Origin of the sequence: Streptomyces paradoxus (genome assembly GCF_014202475.1) — a bacterium.
In the GTDB taxonomy this organism is placed as follows: domain Bacteria; phylum Actinomycetota; class Actinomycetes; order Streptomycetales; family Streptomycetaceae; genus Streptomyces; species Streptomyces paradoxus.
Genome location: NZ_JACHGV010000001.1, coordinates 303,371 through 324,475 on the forward strand (window position 1 = coordinate 303,371; position 21,105 = coordinate 324,475).

General features: G+C 73.1%; 22 protein-coding genes and 1 tRNA gene. 7 read left to right on the forward strand and 16 right to left on the reverse strand.

All coding sequences use genetic code 11. From position 1 onward, the window contains the following. Nucleotides 1-13: 13 nt before the first annotated feature. Genes HNR57_RS01385 through relB form a run of 4 tightly spaced genes read right to left on the reverse strand, consistent with a single transcriptional unit; the run spans nt 14 to nt 4,269 of the window. The gene (locus tag HNR57_RS01385; RefSeq protein WP_184554669.1) at nt 14-994 is read right to left on the reverse strand and encodes an alpha-ketoacid dehydrogenase subunit beta; all 981 of its coding nucleotides are present in this window, start codon (nt 992-994) and stop codon (nt 14-16) included. Beyond that, nucleotides 982-1,959 (reverse strand): thiamine pyrophosphate-dependent dehydrogenase E1 component subunit alpha, encoded by a 978-nt coding sequence (locus tag HNR57_RS01390; protein WP_184554672.1) that lies wholly within the window; start codon nt 1,957-1,959, stop codon nt 982-984. The genes HNR57_RS01385 and HNR57_RS01390 overlap by 13 nt, the downstream gene beginning before the upstream one ends. Next, nucleotides 1,959-3,356, reverse strand: a complete 1,398-nt coding sequence (locus tag HNR57_RS01395) for a M24 family metallopeptidase (protein ID WP_246554127.1) — start codon at nt 3,354-3,356, stop codon at nt 1,959-1,961. Before HNR57_RS01395 ends, HNR57_RS01390 begins: the two co-directional genes overlap by 1 nt. Before the next feature lie 52 nt (nt 3,357-3,408). Continuing rightward, on the reverse strand, nt 3,409-4,269 hold the full coding sequence (gene relB, locus HNR57_RS01400) for a type II toxin-antitoxin system RelB family anti-toxin (protein ID WP_313672933.1): 861 nt from the start codon (nt 4,267-4,269) through the stop codon (nt 3,409-3,411). 115 nt (nt 4,270-4,384) lie between these two features. Between relB and HNR57_RS01405 the strand changes: the two genes are divergently transcribed. From HNR57_RS01405 to HNR57_RS01425, 5 genes are all read left to right on the forward strand, one after another. Beyond that, nucleotides 4,385-5,200, forward strand: coding sequence for a hypothetical protein (locus tag HNR57_RS01405; protein ID WP_184554675.1), 816 nt, complete (start codon nt 4,385-4,387; stop codon nt 5,198-5,200). 149 nt (nt 5,201-5,349) lie between these two features. Then, nucleotides 5,350-6,162 carry an SAM-dependent methyltransferase gene (locus tag HNR57_RS01410; RefSeq protein WP_184554678.1) on the forward strand — a complete coding sequence of 271 codons (813 nt, stop codon included), beginning with the start codon at nt 5,350-5,352 and terminating at the stop codon, nt 6,160-6,162. Between the two features lie 36 nt (nt 6,163-6,198). Next, nucleotides 6,199-7,602 (forward strand): type I glutamate--ammonia ligase, encoded by a 1,404-nt coding sequence (locus tag HNR57_RS01415; RefSeq protein WP_184554681.1) that lies wholly within the window; start codon nt 6,199-6,201, stop codon nt 7,600-7,602. 1 nt (nt 7,603) lies between these two features. Continuing rightward, nucleotides 7,604-8,743 carry an amidohydrolase family protein gene (locus HNR57_RS01420; RefSeq protein ID WP_184554684.1) on the forward strand — a complete coding sequence of 380 codons (1,140 nt, stop codon included), beginning with the start codon at nt 7,604-7,606 and terminating at the stop codon, nt 8,741-8,743. Between the two features lie 85 nt (nt 8,744-8,828). Then, on the forward strand, nt 8,829-9,356 hold the full coding sequence (locus tag HNR57_RS01425; RefSeq protein WP_184556477.1) for an NUDIX hydrolase family protein: 528 nt from the start codon (nt 8,829-8,831) through the stop codon (nt 9,354-9,356). 287 nt (nt 9,357-9,643) lie between these two features. On the opposite strand, the gene HNR57_RS01430 is transcribed toward HNR57_RS01425, so the two are convergent. Further along, nucleotides 9,644-9,717 (reverse strand) — tRNA-Pro (locus HNR57_RS01430). 136 nt (nt 9,718-9,853) lie between these two features. Between HNR57_RS01430 and HNR57_RS01435 the strand changes: the two genes are divergently transcribed. Both HNR57_RS01435 and HNR57_RS01440 read left to right on the forward strand, forming a co-directional pair. Continuing rightward, the gene (locus HNR57_RS01435; RefSeq protein WP_184554687.1) at nt 9,854-10,558 is read left to right on the forward strand and encodes a thiamine pyrophosphate-binding protein; all 705 of its coding nucleotides are present in this window, start codon (nt 9,854-9,856) and stop codon (nt 10,556-10,558) included. Nucleotides 10,559-10,586: 28 nt separating this feature from the next. After that, nucleotides 10,587-11,498 (forward strand): transketolase family protein, encoded by a 912-nt coding sequence (locus HNR57_RS01440; RefSeq protein ID WP_184554690.1) that lies wholly within the window; start codon nt 10,587-10,589, stop codon nt 11,496-11,498. 13 nt (nt 11,499-11,511) lie between these two features. Here HNR57_RS01440 and HNR57_RS01445 read toward each other — a convergent pair whose 3' ends face one another. The 11 genes from HNR57_RS01445 to HNR57_RS01495 all read right to left on the reverse strand — a co-directional run bounded on the left by HNR57_RS01445 (nt 11,512) and on the right by HNR57_RS01495 (nt 20,660). Next, nucleotides 11,512-11,868, reverse strand: a complete 357-nt coding sequence (locus HNR57_RS01445) for an MmcQ/YjbR family DNA-binding protein (protein ID WP_184554694.1) — start codon at nt 11,866-11,868, stop codon at nt 11,512-11,514. Nucleotides 11,869-11,898: 30 nt separating this feature from the next. Further along, nucleotides 11,899-12,426, reverse strand: coding sequence for a GNAT family N-acetyltransferase (locus HNR57_RS01450; RefSeq protein WP_184554697.1), 528 nt, complete (start codon nt 12,424-12,426; stop codon nt 11,899-11,901). Beyond that, nucleotides 12,423-12,995 carry a helix-turn-helix domain-containing protein gene (locus HNR57_RS01455; RefSeq protein ID WP_184554700.1) on the reverse strand — a complete coding sequence of 191 codons (573 nt, stop codon included), beginning with the start codon at nt 12,993-12,995 and terminating at the stop codon, nt 12,423-12,425. Before HNR57_RS01455 ends, HNR57_RS01450 begins: the two co-directional genes overlap by 4 nt. A 46-nt stretch (nt 12,996-13,041) precedes the next feature. Beyond that, on the reverse strand, nt 13,042-13,944 hold the full coding sequence (locus tag HNR57_RS01460; protein WP_184554703.1) for a LysR family transcriptional regulator: 903 nt from the start codon (nt 13,942-13,944) through the stop codon (nt 13,042-13,044). Nucleotides 13,945-13,980: 36 nt separating this feature from the next. Further along, a complete protein-coding gene (locus tag HNR57_RS01465; RefSeq protein ID WP_184554706.1) occupies nt 13,981-15,174 on the reverse strand; it encodes a glycine C-acetyltransferase in 1,194 nt (397 codons plus the stop codon). A gap of 35 nt (nt 15,175-15,209) precedes the next feature. Continuing rightward, nucleotides 15,210-16,238, reverse strand: a complete 1,029-nt coding sequence (gene tdh, locus HNR57_RS01470) for an L-threonine 3-dehydrogenase (protein ID WP_184554710.1) — start codon at nt 16,236-16,238, stop codon at nt 15,210-15,212. A gap of 180 nt (nt 16,239-16,418) precedes the next feature. Beyond that, the gene (locus HNR57_RS01475) at nt 16,419-16,991 is read right to left on the reverse strand and encodes a GAF domain-containing protein (RefSeq protein WP_184554713.1); all 573 of its coding nucleotides are present in this window, start codon (nt 16,989-16,991) and stop codon (nt 16,419-16,421) included. A gap of 61 nt (nt 16,992-17,052) precedes the next feature. After that, nucleotides 17,053-17,682, reverse strand: coding sequence for a GTP-binding protein (locus tag HNR57_RS01480; RefSeq protein ID WP_184554715.1), 630 nt, complete (start codon nt 17,680-17,682; stop codon nt 17,053-17,055). Then, nucleotides 17,660-18,031 carry a DUF742 domain-containing protein gene (locus HNR57_RS01485; RefSeq protein WP_184556480.1) on the reverse strand — a complete coding sequence of 124 codons (372 nt, stop codon included), beginning with the start codon at nt 18,029-18,031 and terminating at the stop codon, nt 17,660-17,662. Before HNR57_RS01485 ends, HNR57_RS01480 begins: the two co-directional genes overlap by 23 nt. 2 nt (nt 18,032-18,033) lie before the next feature. Next, nucleotides 18,034-18,465 (reverse strand): roadblock/LC7 domain-containing protein, encoded by a 432-nt coding sequence (locus HNR57_RS01490; protein ID WP_031135180.1) that lies wholly within the window; start codon nt 18,463-18,465, stop codon nt 18,034-18,036. 68 nt (nt 18,466-18,533) lie between these two features. Then, nucleotides 18,534-20,660, reverse strand: a complete 2,127-nt coding sequence (locus HNR57_RS01495; RefSeq protein ID WP_184554718.1) for a sensor histidine kinase — start codon at nt 20,658-20,660, stop codon at nt 18,534-18,536. Nucleotides 20,661-21,105 lie beyond the last annotated feature (445 nt).

Genomic DNA, 21,105 nt, shown 5'->3' on the forward strand with positions numbered 1-21,105 from the left:
GCGGGTGTGCGGCTCAGTACGCGGCGAGCCTGCGGACCTCCGTGACGACCTTGTCGACGGTGGGGACGACCTGCTCCTCCAGCGCGTCGGCGAACGGCAGCGGGACGCACTCCCCCGCCACCCGCCGCACCGGCGCGTCCAGCAGGGCGAATCCCTCGTCGGCGACGACCGAGACGACGGTGGCGCCCCAGCCGCCCTGGTACGGGTTCTCCTCGACGGTGACGAGCCGCGAGGTCTTGCCCACCGAGGCGAGGACGGTCGCGGCGTCCAGCGGGATCAAGCAGCGCAGGTCGACCACCTCGGCCTCGATGCCCTCCCCGGACAGGACGTCGGCGGCCTTCAGCGCCAGGGGAACCGTCGAGGCGAGCGCGACGAGCGTGACATCGGCGCCCTCGCGGACGACCACGGCCCGGCCGAGCTCGACGACGTGATCCGGCGGAGGCGGCGGCCCCTTGGTCGCGAGCAGTGCCTTGTGCTCGAAGAAGACCACCGGGTCGTCGCTGCGGATCGCCGCCGCCAGCATGCCGATGACGTCGGCCGGTGTCGCCGGCGCCGCGATCTTCAGCCCGGGGACGGTCAGGGCCCAGTTCTCGGTGGCCTGGGAGTGCTGGGCGCCGAAACCGAGCCCGCCGCCGTTGGCGGTGCGCACGACGAGGGGCACGGTCACCTGGCCGCCGGTCATGTAGCGGACCTTGGGGATCTCGTTGGCGAGGTAGTCCCAGCAGCAGGCCAGGAAGTCGGAGAACATGATCTCCGCGACGGGCCGCATCCCGGTCATGGCGGCGCCCATCGCCGCGCCCACGATGGCCTGTTCGGAGATGGGCGTGTCCCACACCCGCCCGGGTCCGAACTCCTCCAGCAGGCCCGTGGTGGTCTTGAACACCCCGCCGGCCGCGGCGATGTCCTCCCCGAGGCACACCACCGAGGCGTCCCGCCGCATCTCGCGGGCGATGCCCTCGGCGACCGCGTCCCGGTAGGTGATCACGTCCGCCATGCGGCACCCCCGTCCGCCCACACGTCGGTCAGCGCCTCACGCGGATCCGGCGGCGGCGCGGCCTTCGCCGCCTCCACGGCACGCTCCACGACGTCCCGGGCCCGTTCGTCGGCCCCGGCGAGCGTCTCCTCGTCCACGCCCAGCTCGGCCAGGCGCCCCCGCGCGAGGTCCAGCGGGTCGTGCTTCAGCCACCGTTCGACCTCCTCGGCCGGGCGGTAGGACGCCGGGTCGGCGCGGCTGTGGCCGTAGTGCCGGTAGGTCTCGGCCTCCAGCACGGCGGGCCCGTCTCCGGCCCGGGCCCGCCGCGCGAGCCGCTCCACCGCCTCCTCGACCGCCACCACGTCGTTGCCGTCGACCGTCTCGCCCGGGACGCCGTGGGCGGGGGCCCGGTCGGCGGCGGGGCGGGGCACGGCCGTGACGTCGGCGATCGGCGTGTACTCCATGTACAGGTTGTTCTCGCACACGAACAGCACCGGCAGTTTCCACACGGCGGCCAGGTTGAGCGACTCGTGGAAGGCGCCGATGTTGGTCGCGCCGTCGCCGAAGAAGGCGACCGCGAGCTGCTCGGTGCCGCGCAGCCGGGCCGACCAGGCCGCGCCCACCGCCATCGGGAGGTGGGCGCCGACGATGGCGTAGGAGCCGAGCATGCCGGTGACCGCCTTGGTCAGGTGCATGGAGCCGCCCTTGGCCCGGCACAGACCGGTGGCGCGGCTCATCAGCTCGGCGAGGCACTCCTCGGGGGTGGCGCCCCGGGCGAGGGCATGGTGGTGGCCCCTATAGGTGGCGAACACGTAGTCGTCCGGGCGCAGGGCGGCGCTCGCCCCCACGGCGATCGCCTCCTGCCCGGCGGCCAGGTGCGTGGTGCCCTTCACCAGCCCCCGCAGGAACAGATCGTGGGCGGCCTTCTCCGTCCGGCGGATGACGTTCATCCGCTCGTACCGGTCGAGGAGCGCGGTGGCGTCCATCAGCGGTCCCGGCCGGTCGTCCGCGGACGGTCCGTGGTGTGCGCGTGTGATCGCTCCCCCGTGTCCGCCCGCGCGCGGTCCCCGGTGTTGAGGTGGGACTGCGCCTCGCGCCGGGTGTTCAGCTCGCCGCCCACCGTCCAGTACTTGCGCCCGGCCACCAGCAGTTCCTCGGCGGGGAACTTGGTGATGACCTCGCAGCCGCCGGCGGTGACGACCAGTTCCTCCTCGATCCGGGCGGCGGACCAGCCGTCGGCGGCCGGCCAGTACGTCTCCAGGGCGAACACCATGCCCTCTTCCAGCACTTCGGGGTGGTCGAGGGAGACCAGACGGCTGAAGACCGGCTTCTCCCAGATCGACAGGCCGACGCCGTGGCCGTACTGGAGGGCGAAGGCGGCGGTCTCGTCGGCGAAACCGAACTCCTCGGCACGCGGCCACACTTGAACGATGTCGGCGGTGGTCGCACCGGGCCGGACGAGCGCGATCGCTTCGTCCATGTACTCCCGGCAGCGCACGTACGCGTCCCGCTGCGCCCGCGAGGCGCTGCCCACGGCGAACGTGCGGTAATAGCAGGTGCGGTAGCCGAGGTGGCTGTGCAGGATGTCGAAGAACGCCGGGTCGCCCGGGCGGATCAGCCGGTCGCTGTAGACGTGCGGATGCGGTGAACAGCGCTCGCCCGAGATGGCGTTGACGCCCTCGACGTACTCGCTGCCGAGGTCGTAGAGCACCTTGCTGACCACGCCGACGCACTCGTTCTCGCGCACGCCCGGACGCAGGTACCCGTACAGCTCCTCGTACGCCGCGTCGACCATGGCGCAGGCCTGGGTGAGCAGGGCGATCTCGTCGCCGGTCTTGATGCGGCGGGCCTCCAGGAAGACCTGCTGCCCGTCGACGACGTCGATGCCCTCGGCGCGCAGCGCGGCGAGGACCGGCATCTCGGCGACGTCGACACCGAGGGGTTCGCCGGCGAGCCCGTGGTCGCGCAGTTCGGCGGCGATCTTGGCGGCCACGTCCTCGGCGATCCCGGCGCCCGGGTGGAAGGCGCCGCGCAGGGTGGAGATGCCGGCCCGGGCACCGGTGGGCGGGCCGCCCTTGCCGTCGCTGTAGTCGAGCCACGGGTTGTACAGCTGGTGGTGGCGGGCGGCGGAGCCGAAGTCCCAGACGACCGGTTCGCCGTCGCGCACCAGCAGGGCGAAGCGGATCAGCTTGTCGATTGCCCAGGTGCCGATGTGCGTGGCCGTCATGTAGCGGATGTTGGCGAAGTCGAAGCTGAGCACCGCGCCCAGCTCGGAGCGGTTCAGGGACTCATGCAGCCGGGCCAGCCGCTGCCCGCGCAGCCGGTCCAGGTCGATGCGCTCTTCCCAGTCGACGGCGTTGGGGCCGTATGTGCGGATCGCCATGGCGACCACCCCCACTCCGGAGTGAACGCCCGTGCGCGATGGGTGTCAAGCGTCACTGAACATCGCCGGACACGAACCAGACGCCCACCGCCGGTACCTCTCCATCGTTGCGGTAGCGGTGGGGTGTCGTCGACTCGAAGCAGACGGAGTCGCCCGGCCGCAGCGTGTACTCCTCGAATCCGAGGGTGAGGACCAGCTCGCCGGAGGTCAGGTAGCCGTACTCGGTGCCGGGGTGCCGCATCAGCGCGCCGGAGCCGGAGGAGGAGCCGCCGGGCCGGTACGTCACCAGCAGGAAGTCGGTCTCCGCGCCCGGCACCCGCCCGAGCCGCTCCCACACGACCCCCGAGTCGAGCTCCAGCGTCTCGCGCGCGCCCGCGCCGACCAGCGGCCCGATCCGCCGCCCCGGATCGGCGGCGAGGGCGGCGAGGGCATGTGGCACGGTGCCCGGTGACGCCCCGGGCGCGGACGCCACGGCGCTCTCCCGGATGTCGAAGAGGGACTCGACGGAGATGCCGAGGGCCGTCGTGATCGCGTACAGCGTGCTGACCGACGGCTGGCTCTTGCCGGTCTCGATCTGCGACACGAGACTCGGCGACACACCGACCTCCCGGGCCAGCGCGCGCAGGCTCGTACCGCGCTCCTGACGCGCCTGCCGGATGCGGGCGCCGACGGGCGGCACGACGGCGGGGGACACGGGCGGCTCCTCTGCTCGGGCGATGTGCGCAGCCTGTGCAGCCTCATTGAACAGCGTGTGGAGGTCCTGACGCCAGGAGTCGAGCCGTCCCTGCTTCCCCGCGGGGAACACCGCCCGCACCTGCCACCCCGCTCCCCCGCCCGTACGCGGCCCCGCGCGCAGGTCGCCGCCCAGTGCCGTCACCCGTTCCGTGAGGCCCGGGCCTGGCAGAACGGGCACGCCCGGCCCGGAACGTGGCCGTCGGCGCTCACCCGGTCGGTCCGGCGCCGGTGGTGGGCGCTCGGCGCCGGTGGTGCGCTGGGGGCACGCGTCACGTTCTCAGGAGGCACTCCCGATGACCCGTCGTCCGTCCCGGCTCGTCCGCGTTCTCTCCCCCGCCCTGGCGGCAGGCACGCTGCTGTGCACCTCCGCCTGCTCGGACGACGGCGGCACGGACGGTTCGCGCGTCCAGGGCGTCACCGCGTCACAGGTCGCGGGGAAGCGGCAGACCCCCTCCCCCACCGCCACGCTCTCCAAGGACGGCGCCCGGACCGCGCTGATCACCGAGGCGGACATCGAGGACGACTGGACGCAGGTGAAGGACACGGAGGCGGAGAACTGGCACGACAGCCTGCTCATCGGCACCGTCGACGTCTCCGACTTCCTCACCGCCAAGGCCCAGGCCTCCGACTGCCAGCGCCTCCTGGACTCGCTGTTCGACGACGATCTGCTGGGCAGGCCGTCCGGCGCGTCCGAGCTGCGCGGCTTCCAGCAGGGCGACTCCCGCCTGCTGTACCAGGTGGCCGCCTACGACCGGACCGCCCTGCAGGACTCCCTGGACTGGCTGGGCACCCTGCCGGAGAAGTGCGACCAGTTCACCGTGACCGACGGCGGGGAGAAGCGCACCGTCCAGGTCATCGAGATCTCCCTGCCCAAGGTCGGCGACGCCCGTCGGGGGCTGCGCGTGACGGTGCAGGGCTCCGCGGGCGGCGACGACGCGACGCTGACCCTGGACGTCGCCGCCGTGCGCGTCGGGGACGACGCGATCACCGTCACGGCGGGCGGGCTCGACGGGGACGAGAACGACTCCACGCAGCAGGCCGTGCAGCAGGGCACCCAGCGGCTCAAGGACGTCCTGGCCGGGAAGTCACCCGCCCCGAGCCCCGACTGAGCCGTCCGGCACGGCAACCGACTCCCTGCGAGCCGACCGGCGCCGACCGCCGTGCCCGCTCCGCCGATTCCCGGGACAGCGTGATCATCGGAGCGGCACAATGGCGGCGATGACCGTTTCCGGTCGGGCGTGCGAGGAGAGGACGAGTCGTGAGTGATGGCCACACCCCTTCGGGAGGGTCGGCGAGGCTGAACACCGGTGTGGCGCACAACGCGCGCGTGTGGAACTACTGGATCGGCGGCAAGGACAACTACGAGGTCGACCAGCAGGTCGGCGAGCACGTCGCCGGCATGTTCCCGATCATCCGGGACATCGCCCGGGCGGACCGGGACTTCCTGGGCCGGGCCGTGTCGTTCCTCGCCGGTGAGCGCGGCGTGCGGCAGTTCCTCGACATCGGCACGGGACTGCCGACGGCGGACAACACCCACGAGATCGCCCAGCGGCTCGCACCCGACTCCCGCATCGTCTACGTCGACAACGACCCCATCGTGCTGGTGCACGCCCGCACCCTGCTCACCGGCACCCAGGACGGCGTGACCGCCTATATCGACGCCGATGTGCACGACCCGGACGCCATCATCGAACGAGCGGGGGACACCCTCGACTTCACGCGGCCCGTCGCCGTGATGATGCTGGGCATCCTCAACTTCGTCCTCGACGTCGAGAAGGCCCGGGACATCGTGCGCCGGGTGATGGCCGCGGTGCCGTCCGGCAGCTTCCTGGTCCTCACCCACCCCACCTTCGACGACGAGCTCGGCGGCGCGGGCCAGATCCCGGCCATGAAGTTCTGGAACGAGAACGCCACTCCCCCGATCACCGCCCGCAGCGGCGCGGACATCGCCGCGTTCTTCGAGGGTCTTGAGGTGCTCGAACCGGGCATGGTGTCGTGCGGGCAGTGGCGTGCCGAGCCCAGATCGGCCCTGCTGGTACCGCAGTACGGCGCGGTGGCCGTGAAGCCCTGACGACGCCGCCTTCGCCGGAGAAGAACCGGAGGACGCATGACCACCCTGGCCGATCCCGTGCCCGGCGGCCGTCCCGGCGATGTCGAGCGGGCCACCGCGCTGAGCGGCGAGCTCGCCGGCCGGGGCGTGCACGGCGTGGTGCTGGCCTACATCGACACCGCGGGCATCGGCCGGGTGAAGACCGTCCCGACGGCCCGGCTCGCCGCCGCGGCGGCCTGGGGCGTCGGCATGTCGCCGGTGTTCGACACGTTCCTGGCGAACGACTCCATCGTCACCACCGACGTCCTCGGCTCCCCCGACGGCGATCTGCGCCTCTACCCGGACCTGGACCAGCTCGTCGTCCTGGCCGGGCAGCCCGGCTGGGCCTGGGCGCCGGTGGACCGTGTCACGCAGGACGGGGAGCGGCATCCCGGCTGCGCCCGCACGTTCCTGCGCCGGACGGTCGCCGAGGCGGCCGGGCGGCACGGCCTCACCTTCAGGGCCGCCATCGAGGTCGAGTGGACCGTGGCCCGGGGCGACGCCCCCGGCGACACGTTCGTGCCCGCGACGACCGGCCCGGCGTACGGTGCGGCCCGGCAGGTCGAGCTCGGTGACTACACCGCCGACGTGCTGGCCGCGTGCGCGGCCCAGGGCATCGACGTCGAGCAGGTCCATCCCGAGTACGCGGCCGGGCAGTTCGAGATCTCGGTGGGTGCGGTCGATCCGGTGGCGGCGGCCGACCGCAGCGTGCTCGTCCGGCAGACCGTCCGGGCGGTGGCCCAGCGGCACGGGCTGCGGGTCTCCTTCGCCCCGGCCGTCGTGGGCCAGGGCGTCGGAAACGGCGGGCACGTCCACCTGTCCGCCTGGCGTGACGGGGCCAGTCTGCACGCCGGGGGCGAGGGCCGGTACGGCATGACGGCCGAGGCGGAGTCGCTCACGGCCGGCATCCTCGCCCACCTGCCCGCTCTCACGGCCGTCACCGCCCCGAGTCCCGCCAGCTACCTGCGGCTCAGGCCCTCCCAGTGGGCCGGGGTGTTCACGGCCTGGGGCCGCGAGACCCGGGAGACCGCGCTGCGTGTCGTCACCGGCACCGCGGGCCTGCGCGACCAGGCGGCCAACCTGGAGATCAAGCCCGTCGACCTGGCCGCCAACCCTTACCTCGCGATCGGCTCCCTGATCGCCGCCGGGCTGGACGGCCTGACGGCGTCCGCCGCCCTGCCGGACGAGATCACCGGCGATCCGGCCGGCCTGGGCGAGGCGGAGGCGGCCGCCCGTGGTGTGCGGCGCCTGCCCGACTCGCTGGAGCGGGCCGTCGAGGAGTTCCGCGCGGACGGCGTGCTGCGGGCGGCCCTCGGCCCGGTCCTGGCCGACGCGGTGATCGCCGTACGGCGGGGCGAGGCGGCGTCCGTCGCCGGGCTGGACGACGACCGGGTGGCGGCGGCGTACCGCTGGAAGTACTGACGTGAGCGCGGTCCGGGAGGCGCTCGACTCCGTGCGGCTGGTCGACCACCACTGCCACGGCACCGTGACGGCCGACCTCGGCCGGGAGGCGTTCGAGTCCCTCATCACGGAGGGCGAGGCGTGGCCGGGCATCTCGCCCTTCGACAGCCCCGTGGGCGTGGCCGTGCGCCGCCACTGCGCTCCCCTGCTCGGCCTGCCCCGGCACGCGCCCGCCGGGGAGTACCTCGCCCGCCGCTCGGACCTCGGATGGCGCGAGGTGCAGCGCCGCTTCCTGCGCGCCGCGGGCACGGACGTCTTCTGCGTCGACACCGGCTACGCCCCCGAGCGCATCACCACGCCGGGGGACATCGCCGAGGCGGCGCGCGGGACCGCGTACGAGGTCGTACGGCTGGAGGGCGTCGCGGAGTCGGTGCGGGCCGCCGGAGCCGAACCGGACGCGTACGCGGACGCCTTCCGCGCGGCCGCGCTGGACGCCGTGCGGCGGCCCGGCGTGGTGGCCGTGAAGTCGGTGGCGGCCTACCGCACCGGCTTCGGTCTGGACCCGGCCCGCCCCTCGGACGCGGAGGTCGCCGGGGCGGCCCGGCACTGGCTCGTCAGGGGCGGACGTCTCGACGACCCGGTCCTCGTACGGCACCTGCTGTGGACCGCCGTCGACCTCGGGCTGCCGCTCCAGCTGCACACCGGTTTCGGCGACAACGACATCCGGCTGCACCGCGCCGACCCCGCCCTGCTCACGGACTGGCTGCGCCTCACCGCCGGGACGATCCCCGTCCTGCTCCTGCACTGCTGGCCCTACCAGCGGCAGGCCGCCTACCTGGCGGCGGTCTTCGAGCACGTGTACCTCGACGTCGGCCTCACCCTCCATTACGTCGGCCCCGCCCGGGCCGGTGCGGTCCTCGCGGAAGCCCTGGAGATCACACCGTTCCGCAAACTCCTGTACAGCTCCGACGCCTACGGTGTGCCGGAGTTCCACCACCTCGGGGCGCTCGCCTTCCGGCAGGGCCTCGCCGGGCTGCTGCAGGAGCGGGTGGACGCCGACGAACTGGCCCTGCCCGACGCGCTGCGGATCGCGCGGTGGACCGGGCGGGACAACGCCCTGCGGGTCTACCGGCTGCGGTCCGACGGGCCGGAGGACGATTGAACAGGCGTGGGGCCGGTCACAGTTCTCCACGAGCGGCTACCCAGGAAGTCCGAACGGCTGAAAGTATGATCAAGCAATGTCTGACATGACCGAAACCACGCCCGGCTGGCTGTCCTCCGACGAACTGGAGATGACACGCGCCCGCATGCCGATCCTGTACGTCGAGGCCGTCCCGGTCCGCGTCGACGACAGCGGCGAAGTCACCAGCGTCGGCCTGCTGCTGCGCATCGGACCCGACGGTACGGTCAGCCGGACGCTGGTCTCCGGCCGCGTGCTGCACCACGAACGCGTCCGCGACGCCCTCCTGCGTCATCTGGAGAAGGACCTCGGCCCGGTCGCGCTGCCCCGGGTCCCGGCGTCGCTCCAGCCGTTCACCGTCGCGGAGTACTTCCCGACGCAGGGCATCACGCCGTACCACGACCCGCGCCAGCACGCGGTGTCCCTCGCCTACATCGTGCCGGTGACGGGTGACTGCCGACCCCGGCAGGACGCCCTCGACCTGGTGTGGTTCAGCCCGCAGGAGGCCGTCTCGCAGGCGGTGCAGAGCGAGATGCCGGGCGGGCACGGGGTGCTGCTGAAGCAGGCGCTGGCGCATGCGGGCTGTGTGATCTGAGGCCTACGCTCAATCACGTGACCGACCTCCGGCCGGGAGGCGTACGCGATGGCTGCAGAGCAGGAACCGTCCCCGGGGCAGGCACACCTGCCCGAGTTGCACGTGCGCCTGCGCAGCGAGCTGAGCCGGATCGACGGGCTCGCAGGAGCCGCGCCCTGCGCCCTCGCCGTGTCGATCTTCGCGGCCGGACAGGGCGCAGGCCCGTGCGCTGGTCAGGACCTGTTCAGAAATGATCAAGAGGCCGTATCCGTGGAATCCGATACGGCCTCAGGCTCACTGCCAAACAGTCGGGACGACAGGATTTGAACCTGCGACCCCTTGACCCCCAGTCAAGTGCGCTACCAAGCTGCGCCACGTCCCGTTGCCCGTCTGACCTGGGGATTCCCCCGGCCGAACGCGCAGGGAAACAATACCGCACTCGCGCCGGTGATCGCGCATCCGTTTCCGGGACGACGTTGCTTGACCTCAAGGTTGGTTGAGGTTGCACGCTCGTCGTCATGACCGACGCGACGCTGACACACACGTACACCTACGCCGATCTGCCGGGCCTGATGAGCCTGATGACCGGCGACGAGAAGCACGGCCCGGCCGCGACGTCCACGCTGGACGTGCTGTGGGTGCTCTACGACCGGGTGCTGCGGGTGAGCCCGGAGGGCCGGGACGACCCGGGGCGGGACCGGTTCCTGCTGTCGAAGGGGCACGGGCCGATGGCGTACTACGCCGTCCTGGCCGCCAAGGGATTCCTGCCGGTGGAGTGGCTGCCCGGCTTCGGCTCGTACGACTCCCCGCTGGGCCACCACCCCGACCGGACGCTCGTGCCGGGGGCCGAGATCGGCAGCGGATCCCTGGGGCACGGGCTGCCGATCGCCGTCGGCACGGCGCTGGGACTGCGCGCGCAGGGGCTAGACGAGCCGCGGGTGTGGACGCTGGTCGGTGACGCCGAGCTGGACGAGGGCAGCAACCACGAGGCGATCGCCTTCGCCGGGCCCGCCGGGCTCGACCGGCTGCACACCGTCGTCGTCGACAACGCCTCCGCCACTTACGCGCGGCCCGGCGGGATCGCCGCCCGTTTCGAGGCGGCGGGCTGGTCCGCGCTGACCGTCGACGGCCGTGACCACGACGCCCTGTACGCCGCCTTCACCGCGCCGCACCCGGGCCGCCCGCACGTGGTCGTGGCCCGGGTCGAGCCGAAGTCCGCCTGATCCCCGCACCGAAAGGAACTTCCTCCCCATGGACACCATGCGTGACCGTTTCGCCCCCGTCGTCTCCCGGCTCCTCGACGAGGATTCCCGGGTCGCCGTGGTCCTCGCCGCGATCGGCACGGACGGCTTCGCGGGGGCCGCCCGCCGCCATCCCGGCCGGGTCGTCGACGTCGGCATCCGCGAGCAGCTCCTGGTCGGGGCGGCCGCGGGACTGGCGCTGACCGGGCTGCGGCCCGTGGTGCACACCTTCGCCAGCTTCCTCGTCGAGCGGCCCTTCGAGCAGGTCAAGCTGGACCTCGGGCACCAGGACGCGGGCGCGGTGCTGGTGAGCGCCGCCGCCTCCTTCGACTGGCCGGCCGGGGGCTACACCCACATGGCGCCGGGCGATGTGGCCCTGCTCGACACCCTGGACGGCTGGACCGTGCATGTGCCGGGGCACCCGGACGAGGCCGAGACGCTGCTGCGGCACGCGGTCGCCGCGAGTGACGACAAGGTGTACGTCAGGCTGTCCGTGCAGTCCAACGGCCGGGCCCTGCCGGTCGACGGGGAGCGTTTCCTCACCGTCCGTGAGGGGCGCTCCGGTGTCGTGGTCGCCGTCGGGCCGATGCTCGACGCCGTCCTCGCTGCCACCGAGGGGCTGGACGTCACCGTCCTGTACGCGACGACCGTCCGTCCCTTCGACGGGGCCGCCCTGCGCCGCGCCACCGAGGCGGCCGGGACGGACGTCGTCCTGGTCGAGCCCTACCGGGCGGGCACCTCGACGGCCGCCGCGAACGACGCGCTGGCGGATGTGCCGCACCGGGTCCTCGGGCTGGGCGTGGGCCGTCGCGAACTGCGGCGGTACGGGCAGGTGGAGGAGCACGTCGCCGCCCACGGTCTCGACGCCCGGTCGCTGCGGGAGCGCATCGGGAGCTTCGTCGGGGCGGCGGTCCCGGCGTGAGACCGGGAGGAGGTCACTCCGCCGGCAGGCCGAGCCGGGGGTGAGCCTCCAGGAGCCGGGTCGGGGCCGCCTGACGCCAGGAGTCGGCGAGGATGTCCCGCAGCTCGGCTTCGTCCTCGATGGCGCGGAGCCGGGCCCGCACCCAGGCGAACTGGGACTCGTGGTCGGCGATCCAGAACTTCCCCGGCTCGGCGAGCACCAGTTCGTTGCGCTCCTCCTTGGGGCAGCGCACGGCGATGGAGGTCTCGTCCTCCGGCAGCGTGGCGAACATCTTGCCCGCGACCCGGAACGTGGGCATGCTCCAGGCGATCTTCTCCGTCGTGTCCGGCAGGGACAGGGCAATCCGTCGTACGTCTTCGGCATCCGGCATGGCAGGCACGGTATCGGCTCCCACTGACCATCACCTGGTGAGAGCGGTTGCCGGTACGTGCTTGTAGTAGATCGTCGTCGGGCGCAGCACGCCGCCCGGGTCCGCGGCGTAGTCGGGGATCGCGCCGACCGGGGTCCAGCCGGCGGACCGGTACAGATGCTCGGCGGGGCTGCCGGTCTCGGTGTCCAGGTGCAGGAGGGTGACGCCGGCCGCCGCGGCGGCCTCCTCCGCCGTGGTCAGGAGCCCGCGGCCGAGGCCGCGCCCACGGGCGTCCGGGTGCACCATCAGTTTCACGAGTTCGGCGCGGTGACGGCTGTTGGCCTTGCCGGGGAATGCCAGGCTCACGGTGCCGAGCACCCCGTCCCCGTCGAGCGCCGCCCAGACGTCGAGCCTGCCCGCCCCGACGTCCGCGGCCCGCTCCTCCCACCAGGCCAGGGCGTCCGCGCGGCTGAGCGGGGCGAGGAAGCCGATCGAGGCTCCGCCGTTCACCGTGCCGGACAGCAGATCTCCCAACCCCGACGCATGGTGCAGCAGTTGACCGGCATCCAGTCGGATCACGGCCGCACCACCGCCAGCAGGTACCGGACGCCCTCGGGAGCGGCGCACCGGAACCGGGTCGGGCCCCACACCCGCATCCGCAGGCAGTCCCCGGTGGCGAGGTGGTGTTCGGTGTTCTGCTCGGTCACGTCGAGAGCCCCCTCCAGGATCCAGATGTGCTGCTCCAGCCCGGCCACGGGCGGGCGGTCGTAGGCGATGTCGGTGCCGGGTGAGAGGCGGGCCTCGACCAGTTCGCCGCGCAGGGCGGGGTGCGGGGGTGAGACGGACCGCCGGACGAAGCCGGACGTCCGGTCCTGCCAGACGGGCTGGCCTGCGGAGCGGACCACGGCCTCCGGTTCCGCCTCGACCTCGCTGAGCAGCTGGGACATGGTCCGCCCGTAGACGGCGCACAGGCGGTTCAGGAGCGAGGCCGTCGGGCTGGTCTCCGCCCGCTCGGCCCGGGACAGGGTGGACCGGCTCACGCCGCTGCGCTCCGCCAACTCGCCGAGGGACCAGCCGTGTTCGGTCCGCAGCTCGGCCAGGCGTGCGCCCAGCCGCGCGTCGACGGGGTCCGTCTCGTCGCTTCTCATATCCGGGACGCTATCCCGGATATGAGACGTAGGTGTTACGGGCCGCTCACACCCGGGCCGCGGCGCCGAGCGCGTCCAGCACCGGGCGGATGAGGGGGTGCTCCTCGGCTCCCCTGCGGACGGCGGCGAAGACGCGTCGGGTGGGGGCCGTTCCGTCGACGGGGCGGACGACCACCCCGGTGAGGTCCATGCCGCGCAGCGCCGAGCGCGGCACCAGAGCGACGCCCGCGTCGGCCGAGGCGAGGGCGACCACCGCGCGGAAGTCGTCCGAGGAGTGCTCCATACGGGGCTGGAAACCGGCGTTCTCGCAGGCCAGGATCACCACGTCATGGCAGGGGTTGCCGGGGTACGGGCCGATCCACGGGTCCTTGGCCAGTTCGGCGAGCGGCACCTCGGCCGCGTCGGCCAGGCGGTGGGTGACCGGGACGACGGCGTCGAAGGGCTCGGCGTACAGCGGGACGTGGGCCAGTCGCGGGTCGTCGGCGGGCGGGGCCCCGCGGTACTCCACGGCGACGGCGACATCGACCTGCCGGTCCAGCACCATGGGCAGGCTGGCGTCGCCCTCGGCGTCCTGGACGCGGAGGCGGATCCCGGGCGCCGACCGGGCGAGAGAGGCCACGGCGGGCGCGACGACCAGGGCGATGCCGGTGGCGAAGGAGGCGACCGTGACGGTGCCCGCCGCTCCCGAGCTGTACGCGGCGAGTTCGGCCTCGGCCCGCTCCAGCTGGGCGAGGACGGCGTTGGTGTGGTTGAGCAGGATCTCGCCGGCGGGGGTGAGCCGTACGCCCTTGGCGCCGCGCTCGACGAGCCGGTGGCCGGTCTCCTGCTCCAGTGCGGCGAGCTGCTGGGAGACGGCCGACGGGGTGAGGTAGAGCGCGGCGGCAGCCGCCGTCACCGTACGATGGTCGGCCACCGCCCGGAGGATGTGGAGCCGCCGCGCTTCGATCATGCGATCGATTGTCTCAAATGCACCGGGTGCTGCGGGTCAGCCCTCCAGCTCGGCCCGTGCCGCCACGAAGGCGTCGACCGCGCGGTTGACGTCGTCCGTGGAGTGCGCGGCCGACAGCTGGACGCGGATCCGGGCCTGGCCCTGGGGCACCACCGGGTAGGAGAAGCCGATGACGTAGACGCCGCGCTCCAGCAGCAGCTCCGCCATGCGCCCGGCGACCGCCGCGTCACCGATCATCACCGGGGCGATGGCGTGGTCGCCGGGAAGGACGTCGAAGCCCTCCTCGGTCATGCGGCGGCGGAACAGGGCCGTGTTCTCGGCCAGCCGGACGCGCAGGTCGTCCGCGGCCTCCAGCAGGTCGAGGACCTTCAGGGAGGCCGCCGCGATCACGGGGGCGAGGGTGTTGGAGAAGAGGTACGGCCGGGAGCGCTGGCGCAGCAGGGCGACGATCTCGGCGCGGGCGGCGACGTAGCCGCCGGAGGCGCCGCCGAGTGCCTTGCCGAGGGTGCCGGTGATGATGTCGACGCGGTCCATGACGCCGTGCAGCTCGGGCGTGCCGCGGCCGACGGGGCCGACGAAGCCGACCGCGTGGGAGTCGTCGACCATGACCATCGCGTCGTAGCGGTCGGCGAGGTCGCAGATCTCGCGCAGCGGGGCGACGTAGCCGTCCATGGAGAAGACGCCGTCGGTGACGATCAGGCGGCGGCGGGCGTCGGAGGCCTCCTTGAGCCGGGCCTCCAGTTCGGCCAGGTCGCGGTTGGCGTAGCGCAGGCGGCGGGCCTTGGACAGGCGGATGCCGTCGATGATGGAGGCGTGGTTGAGCGCGTCGGAGATGACCGCGTCCTCCGGGCCGAGCAGGGTCTCGAAGACGCCGCCGTTGGCGTCGAAGCAGGAGGAGTAGAGGATCGTGTCCTCCTGGCCGAGGAAGGCGGACAGGCGCGCCTCCAGCTCCTTGTGCACCTCCTGGGTGCCGCAGATGAAGCGGACGGAGGCCATGCCGTAGCCCCAGCGGTCCAGGGCCTCGTGGGCGGCGGCGACGACCTCGGGGTGGTCGGCGAGGCCGAGGTAGTTGTTGGCGCAGAAGTTGAGGACCTCGCCGGGGCGGCCGCCCGCGGTGACGCTGACGGTGGCGGACTGCGGGGTGCCGATCACGCGCTCGGGCTTGTGCAGGCCGGCGGCGCGGATCTCGTCGAGAGTGGCGCGCAGGTCGTCGCGCACGGAGTCGAACATCAGGAAGCTCCTAAGGTGCTTGCGGTGAAAGGGAGTTACGCGGTCCAGTCGAGGATGACCTTGCCGCCGCGGCCGCTGGCCGCGTCCTCGAACGCCGCCTCGAAGTCGCGGTGGCCGTAGCGGCCGGTGATGACGGGCGCGAGGTCCAGGCCCGCCTCCAGCAGGACCGACATGGCGTACCAGGTCTCGAACATCTCGCGGCCGTAGATGCCCTTGATGGTGATCATCGAGGTGACGATGCGGGACCAGTCGACGGGGAACTCCTCGGCGGGCAGGCCGAGCATCGCGATCCGGCCACCGTGCGTCATGTTGGCGATCATGTCGCGCATGGCCTCGGGACGGCCGGACATCTCCAGGCCGATGTCGAAGCCCTCGCGCAGTCCCAGCGTGCGCTGCCCGTCGGCGATGGTGGAGCCGGAGACGTCGAGCGCCAGGCTGACGCCGATCTTGCGGGCCAGTTCCAGCCGCTCCTCGCTGACGTCGGTGATCACGACGTTGCGGGCGCCGGCGTGCTTGGCCACGGCGGCGGCCATCAGGCCGATGGGGCCCGCGCCGGTGATCAGGACGTCCTCGCCGACGAGCGGGAAGGACAGCGCGGTGTGCACGGCGTTGCCGAACGGGTCGAAGATGGCCGCCACGTCGAGGTCGACGGGCACCCGGTGCACCCAGACGTTGGCGGCGGGCAGGGCGACGTACTCGGCGAACGCCCCGTCCCGGCCCACGCCCAGACCGACGGTGGCCCGGCACAGGTGCCGGCGCCCGGCCAGGCAGTTGCGGCACTTGCCGCACACCAGGTGGCCCTCGCCGCTGACCCGGTCGCCGATGCCGATGTCGGTGACGTCGCGCCCGGTCTCGACGACCTCGCCGACGAACTCGTGCCCGACCACGAGCGGGGTGCTGATGGCCTGCTGGGCCCAGCCGTCCCAGGCGCGGATGTGCAGGTCGGTGCCGCAGATTCCGGTGCGCAGCACCTTGATGAGTACGTCGCCGGGCCCGACGGTGGGCTCGGGGACGTCCGCGAGCCACAGCCCGGGTTCCGCCTTCTGCTTGACCAGCGCCTTCACCGCTACGGCTCCTGGGGGTGAGTCCCGGCTCCGGGCATGCCGAAGGAACCCCTGGGCCGGGAGAGGAGTGGGATCGCACTGCAATCTGCCGTACGGCGGCCGACCGGTCCATCGAGGATTTCTTAAGCGCCGCCTCAGCTTTCCTTCACGCCCTCAGAGGTCCCGCGGGAACCCCGGGCTTCAGTAGGGCGGCAGGCCGTCCCGGCTCTCCAGCTCCACGACGAGCAGCGCGGCGTGCTCCTTGATCGCGGTCAGGCCGGGCTTCCCCCACGGGCGCGGCTCGACATCCGCGACACTGACCGTGCCCAGCACCAGGCCGGTGCCGTCGATGAGCGGTGCCCCCAGGTAGGAGCGGATACCGAACTCGTCGACCACCGGGTTGCCCGCGAACCGCGGATAGTCGCCGACGTCCTCCAGGACGAGGGCCTTGCGGCGTGCCACCACATGAGGGCAGAAGCCGTGGTCGCGGGGCAGGGCGCGGCTGAGGCGCGGGCTCGTGCCGTCGCTGCGCACCACCGGCGCCACGGCCGGCACGTGCAGGCCCGCGTAGAACTGCCCGTGCTCGTCGGGGAGGTTGACCATGGCGTACGGCGCCCCGGTGAGCCCGGCGAGGCGGTGCGCGAAGGCGTCGAGTGCGGGTTCGGGGCGCTCCCCCAGGCCCAGTCGGCGCAGACGGCGGGTGCGGGCGGGAGCCTCCTTGTCCTCGGGTGTGAGCAGCAGACGACCGGCCGGGCGCGGCGGGTCGTAGGTCATGGGCGAGCTCCTGGGCTGTGGGATTGCGGCATATATGAACTCCGGGTCGGGTGTGAGGGGGTCACCTGTGGGCGCCGTACTCCGTCGCGGGGGCCGGGGTATGGGCGATGAGATGGCGTACCAGGGTGAGCAGGGTCTGGACCCCGGAGCTGGAGATCCGCGCGTCGCAGCACACGACGGGGACGTCCGGGGACAGGTCCAGGGCACCGCGCACCTCCTCGGGGTCGTAGCGGTGGGCACCGTCGAACTCGTTGACGGCGACGATGAAGCCGAGGCCGCGCTGTTCGAAGAAGTCGACGGCGGCGAAGCACTCCTGCAACCGGCGGGTGTCAGCGAGGATGACCGCGCCGAGCGCGCCCTCGCACAACTCGTCCCACATGAACCAGAAGCGCTCCTGTCCGGGTGTGCCGAACAGGTACAGCACGTGTTGCGGGTCGAGGGTGATGCGGCCGAAGTCCATGGCCACGGTCGTCTCGACCTTGTTCTCGATGCCGTCGAGGTTGTCGGTCGCCGCACTGACGGTGGTGAGCAGTTCCTCCGTGCTGAGCGGCGCGATCTCGCTGACCGCGCCGACGAAGGTCGTCTTGCCCACGCCGAACCCGCCCGCCACCAGGATTTTCAACGCGGTGGGGAACGGGTCGGCGCCGTGGCCCGGTCCGTCGGTGTAGTCAGAGCTGTCGTCGTAGTCCATCGAGCACTGCCTCCAGAAGGGCCCGGTCCGTCGGGTTGTGGTGGAACGCGGGGGGCTTGGTGGTCAGCGCCCCGCAGTCGACGAGGTCCGCCAGCAGCACCTTGGTGACGGCCACCGGCAGTGTGAGATGGGCGGCGACCTCGGCGACGGCGACGGGCACCCGGCACCGTTCGAGCGCCTGCGCGTGTTCGGGGCCGAGATAGCCGAGGGGGGTCACCCCGGTGGCCATCACCTGTGACACGAGGTCGAGCGCGACGGTCGGACGGGTGCGGCCGTTGCTGACCGTGAACGGCCGCACCAGCCGCCCGGCCGCGTCGTCGAGCCAGGGCCCGTCACCGGCCGCCGTCACGCTCAAGGCCTCATCGCCGGGGATTCGACGGACTGCCGGGGAGCGGTCACCAGGTAGGGGCGGACGCTCTTGACCAGCATGGCCATCTCGTAGCCCAGCACGGCCGCGTCGGCCTCGCGGCCGGCTAGCACGGCCAGGCAGGTGCCGGAGCCGGCGGTGGTGACGAACAGCAGGGTCGAGGCGAGCTCGACGACGACCTGCCGCACGTCGCCGCCGTCGCCGAAGCGGACGCCGGCGCTGCGGCCGAGGGAGTACAGGCCGGAGGCCAGCGCGGCCATGTGATCGGCGCTGTCGGGGTCGAGGCCGTGCACGGACTTCACGAGCCCGTCGCAGGACAGCAGCACCGCGGCGCTCGTGTGCGGTACGCGCTGCACGAGGCCGCTCATCAGCCAGTCGAGATCGGAAACATGGGCGGTCGGCGCATCGCTCGCCATGGTGGATCGACTCCTTGGGGTACGAAGGTCTGCGGGAGCGCTGGGGGTGGGGGTGGGAAGGGGGGTGGTCATCCGGCGGGTGCGCTCCCGTCCTGCCGGGTGGTGGTCGTGCGGCGGTCGGAACGGGACCCGGGCGCCGGCCTGGTCGAGGGGGACAGCTCCGAGGGGAGCGCCTCGAGGTGAACCTGCCGGACGGCGATCGGGTCCCGGTGTGCGGGCCCTGTGGAGGCCGGGTCCGCGGGGGCGGAGTCCATGTGGGCCGAGCCCATGTGTTCCGCATCCATGTGGGCGGGGTCCGTGGGGGTGGGGTCCGTGTCGCCCCACTCCGTGTTCCCGGCCTCCAGGTTCTGCTGGGCCTCCGCGAGGCTGATGCCGCGCTGGAAGGCCGCCATCAGTCCGGGGTCGTGGCCCACGAGGTGCTCGGGGTCCTGACGTGGCGTCGGGCCGTCACGCAGCTGGGGTGCGATGTGCTCCTGGGCGCGGCGGCGGGGCAGTTGGGGCTTGCCCATGGTGCCGCGCACGGTGCCTGGGGTGGGAGGCTCGGTGACGTTCTCGGCGAGGACGCGCCGGTCGTCGGGGCTGATACCGGGCCGTGCCTCGGCGGGGGTGGGGCGCTCCCGGCGGGCCCCGCGCACGGGCAGAGGCGCGGGCCGGCCGCCTTGCGCGCTCCCGCCCGGGCCGGGTCCGGATTCCCGCTCGTGCCCTCGGGACGCCGCGGAAGGGGGGAGCGGGGCCGACGCCCCTGCTCCGGACGCGGACGGCGGCACGGACGCGACCCCGAAGTCAGCGCCTCCGACCGGGGGTTGCCCCCTGGACGCGTCGCCGGCAAGAGCCCCGGCCTGCCCGTTCCGCTGCCCGTGCAGCGCCACCTGCCCGGTCTGCCCGTCCGGCCTCCCCGGCTCGGCCGGACGATCCGTACCGGCCGAGCCGGTCGCTCCGGCCGCCGGCTGCCCCGCTCCCCCGGGCGTCCCCGCACCCGCCTCCGCTCCCAGCAGCGCCTGCGGCACGACGAGCACCGCCTGCACTCCGCCGTAGATGTTGGTCTGGAGGCGGACGGTGATGCCGTGCCGCCGGGCGAGCTGGGAGACGACGAACAAACCGATGCGGCCGTCCGCGAGGAGCCGGGCGACGTTCACCTGGTCGGGGTCGGCGAGCAGCGCGTTCATCCGCGTCTGCTCCTCCAGGGGCATGCCGAGTCCGCGGTCCTCGACCTCGACGGCGAGCCCGGAGGTGACGAGGCTGGCGCGCAGCAGGACCTGGGTGTGCGGGGCGGAGAACACCGTGGCGTTCTCGACGAGTTCGGCCAGGAGGTGGATGACGTCGGCGACGGCGTGGCCGCGCAGCTGCCCGTCGGTCGGCGGCACCAGTTTGACCCGCGAGTACTGCTCGACCTCGGCGATGGCCGAGCGCAGCACCTCGGTCATGGAGACCGGGTTGCTCCACTGACGGCGGGAGACGGCCCCGCCGAGCACGGCGAGGTTCTCGGCGTGACGGCGGATGCGGGTGGCGAGGTGGTCGACGTGGAAGAGCCCCTTGAGCAGGTCGGGGTCCTCCATCTCGTTCTCCAGCTCGTCGAGGATGGAGATCTCGCGGTGCACCAGCGACTGCAGGCGCCGGGCGAGGTTGACGAACACCTCCAGCTTCTGTTCGCTGCCGGCCTGGCTGGAGAGCTGGGAGGCCTGCACCACGGCGGTGACGGCGCCGTCGTGCGCGCGGGACAGGTCGGCGGTGAGGAGGTCGAAGTCGTCGGCGTCCTCGGCGGCGGGGCCGGGCCGACTCTGCGGTGCGAGCGGGGGCGGCCCGTCGCCGCGGCGCAGGGTCTCGACGAGGGTGCGCAGGTCGTCCTCGCGCCGGGCGGTGCTGCGGCGCAGAGCACCGATGCGGTCGTGCACGGATCGGGCGGCCCGGTTGGCGGCGACCGCGGCGACGGCGATGCCGACGAGGGCCACGAAGACCGCGCCGCCGAGCACGGCCCACAGGGTGAGGCCCGGTCGGACTCCGGTGGCCCGGACGGTGAAGAGGACGGCGGCGCAGCCGCTGAGGGCGACGGCGACCGGGGGCAGCACCGCGAGACGCAGCAGCTGGGGCCGTATGTGGGTCTCGGGCAGCGCGGGTACGGTGCGGGCGGCAGGCCGTCCGTGCCGCCCGCCCTCACGGCGGTCTGCGCGTGCGGCCGGAGCGCGGAGGTGAGACATCGGTGTCCTCGTACTGGTCCGTCGGGCCGGGGTGCCAGGGGGGCTCGCGGGGGTGCGTCCGGGTTCGCGTGGCCGCTTGCGCGCGCCCCGTGCCGTACGCCCGGACTCCCCTCGTTTCCGCCCGGCCCCGGTGTCACCGGGGCCCGCGTGCCGGCCCGGGCCGTGGACCCCGGCACCACGAGCGCCGGCCCCGGCAACGCCCGTGCCACCGGCGACCTCACCGGCCCGGGCACCCGTGTCCGTGGCCTTGGCATCCGTGCCACCGCCCGCGCCCGGGACGGCGTCGGTGGCTCGTGGGCAGCGGGGATCCCCGTCGCGTCGACTCCCTCGTCCGCCCTGCGCCTGCACGTGCCGGCCCCCGCTCCCTTGATCCGCCCTGCTTCCCGACGGCCACTGACAGTAGTCGCCACCGCATCATGTGCGGTGGGCAGTTGACAAACTCATA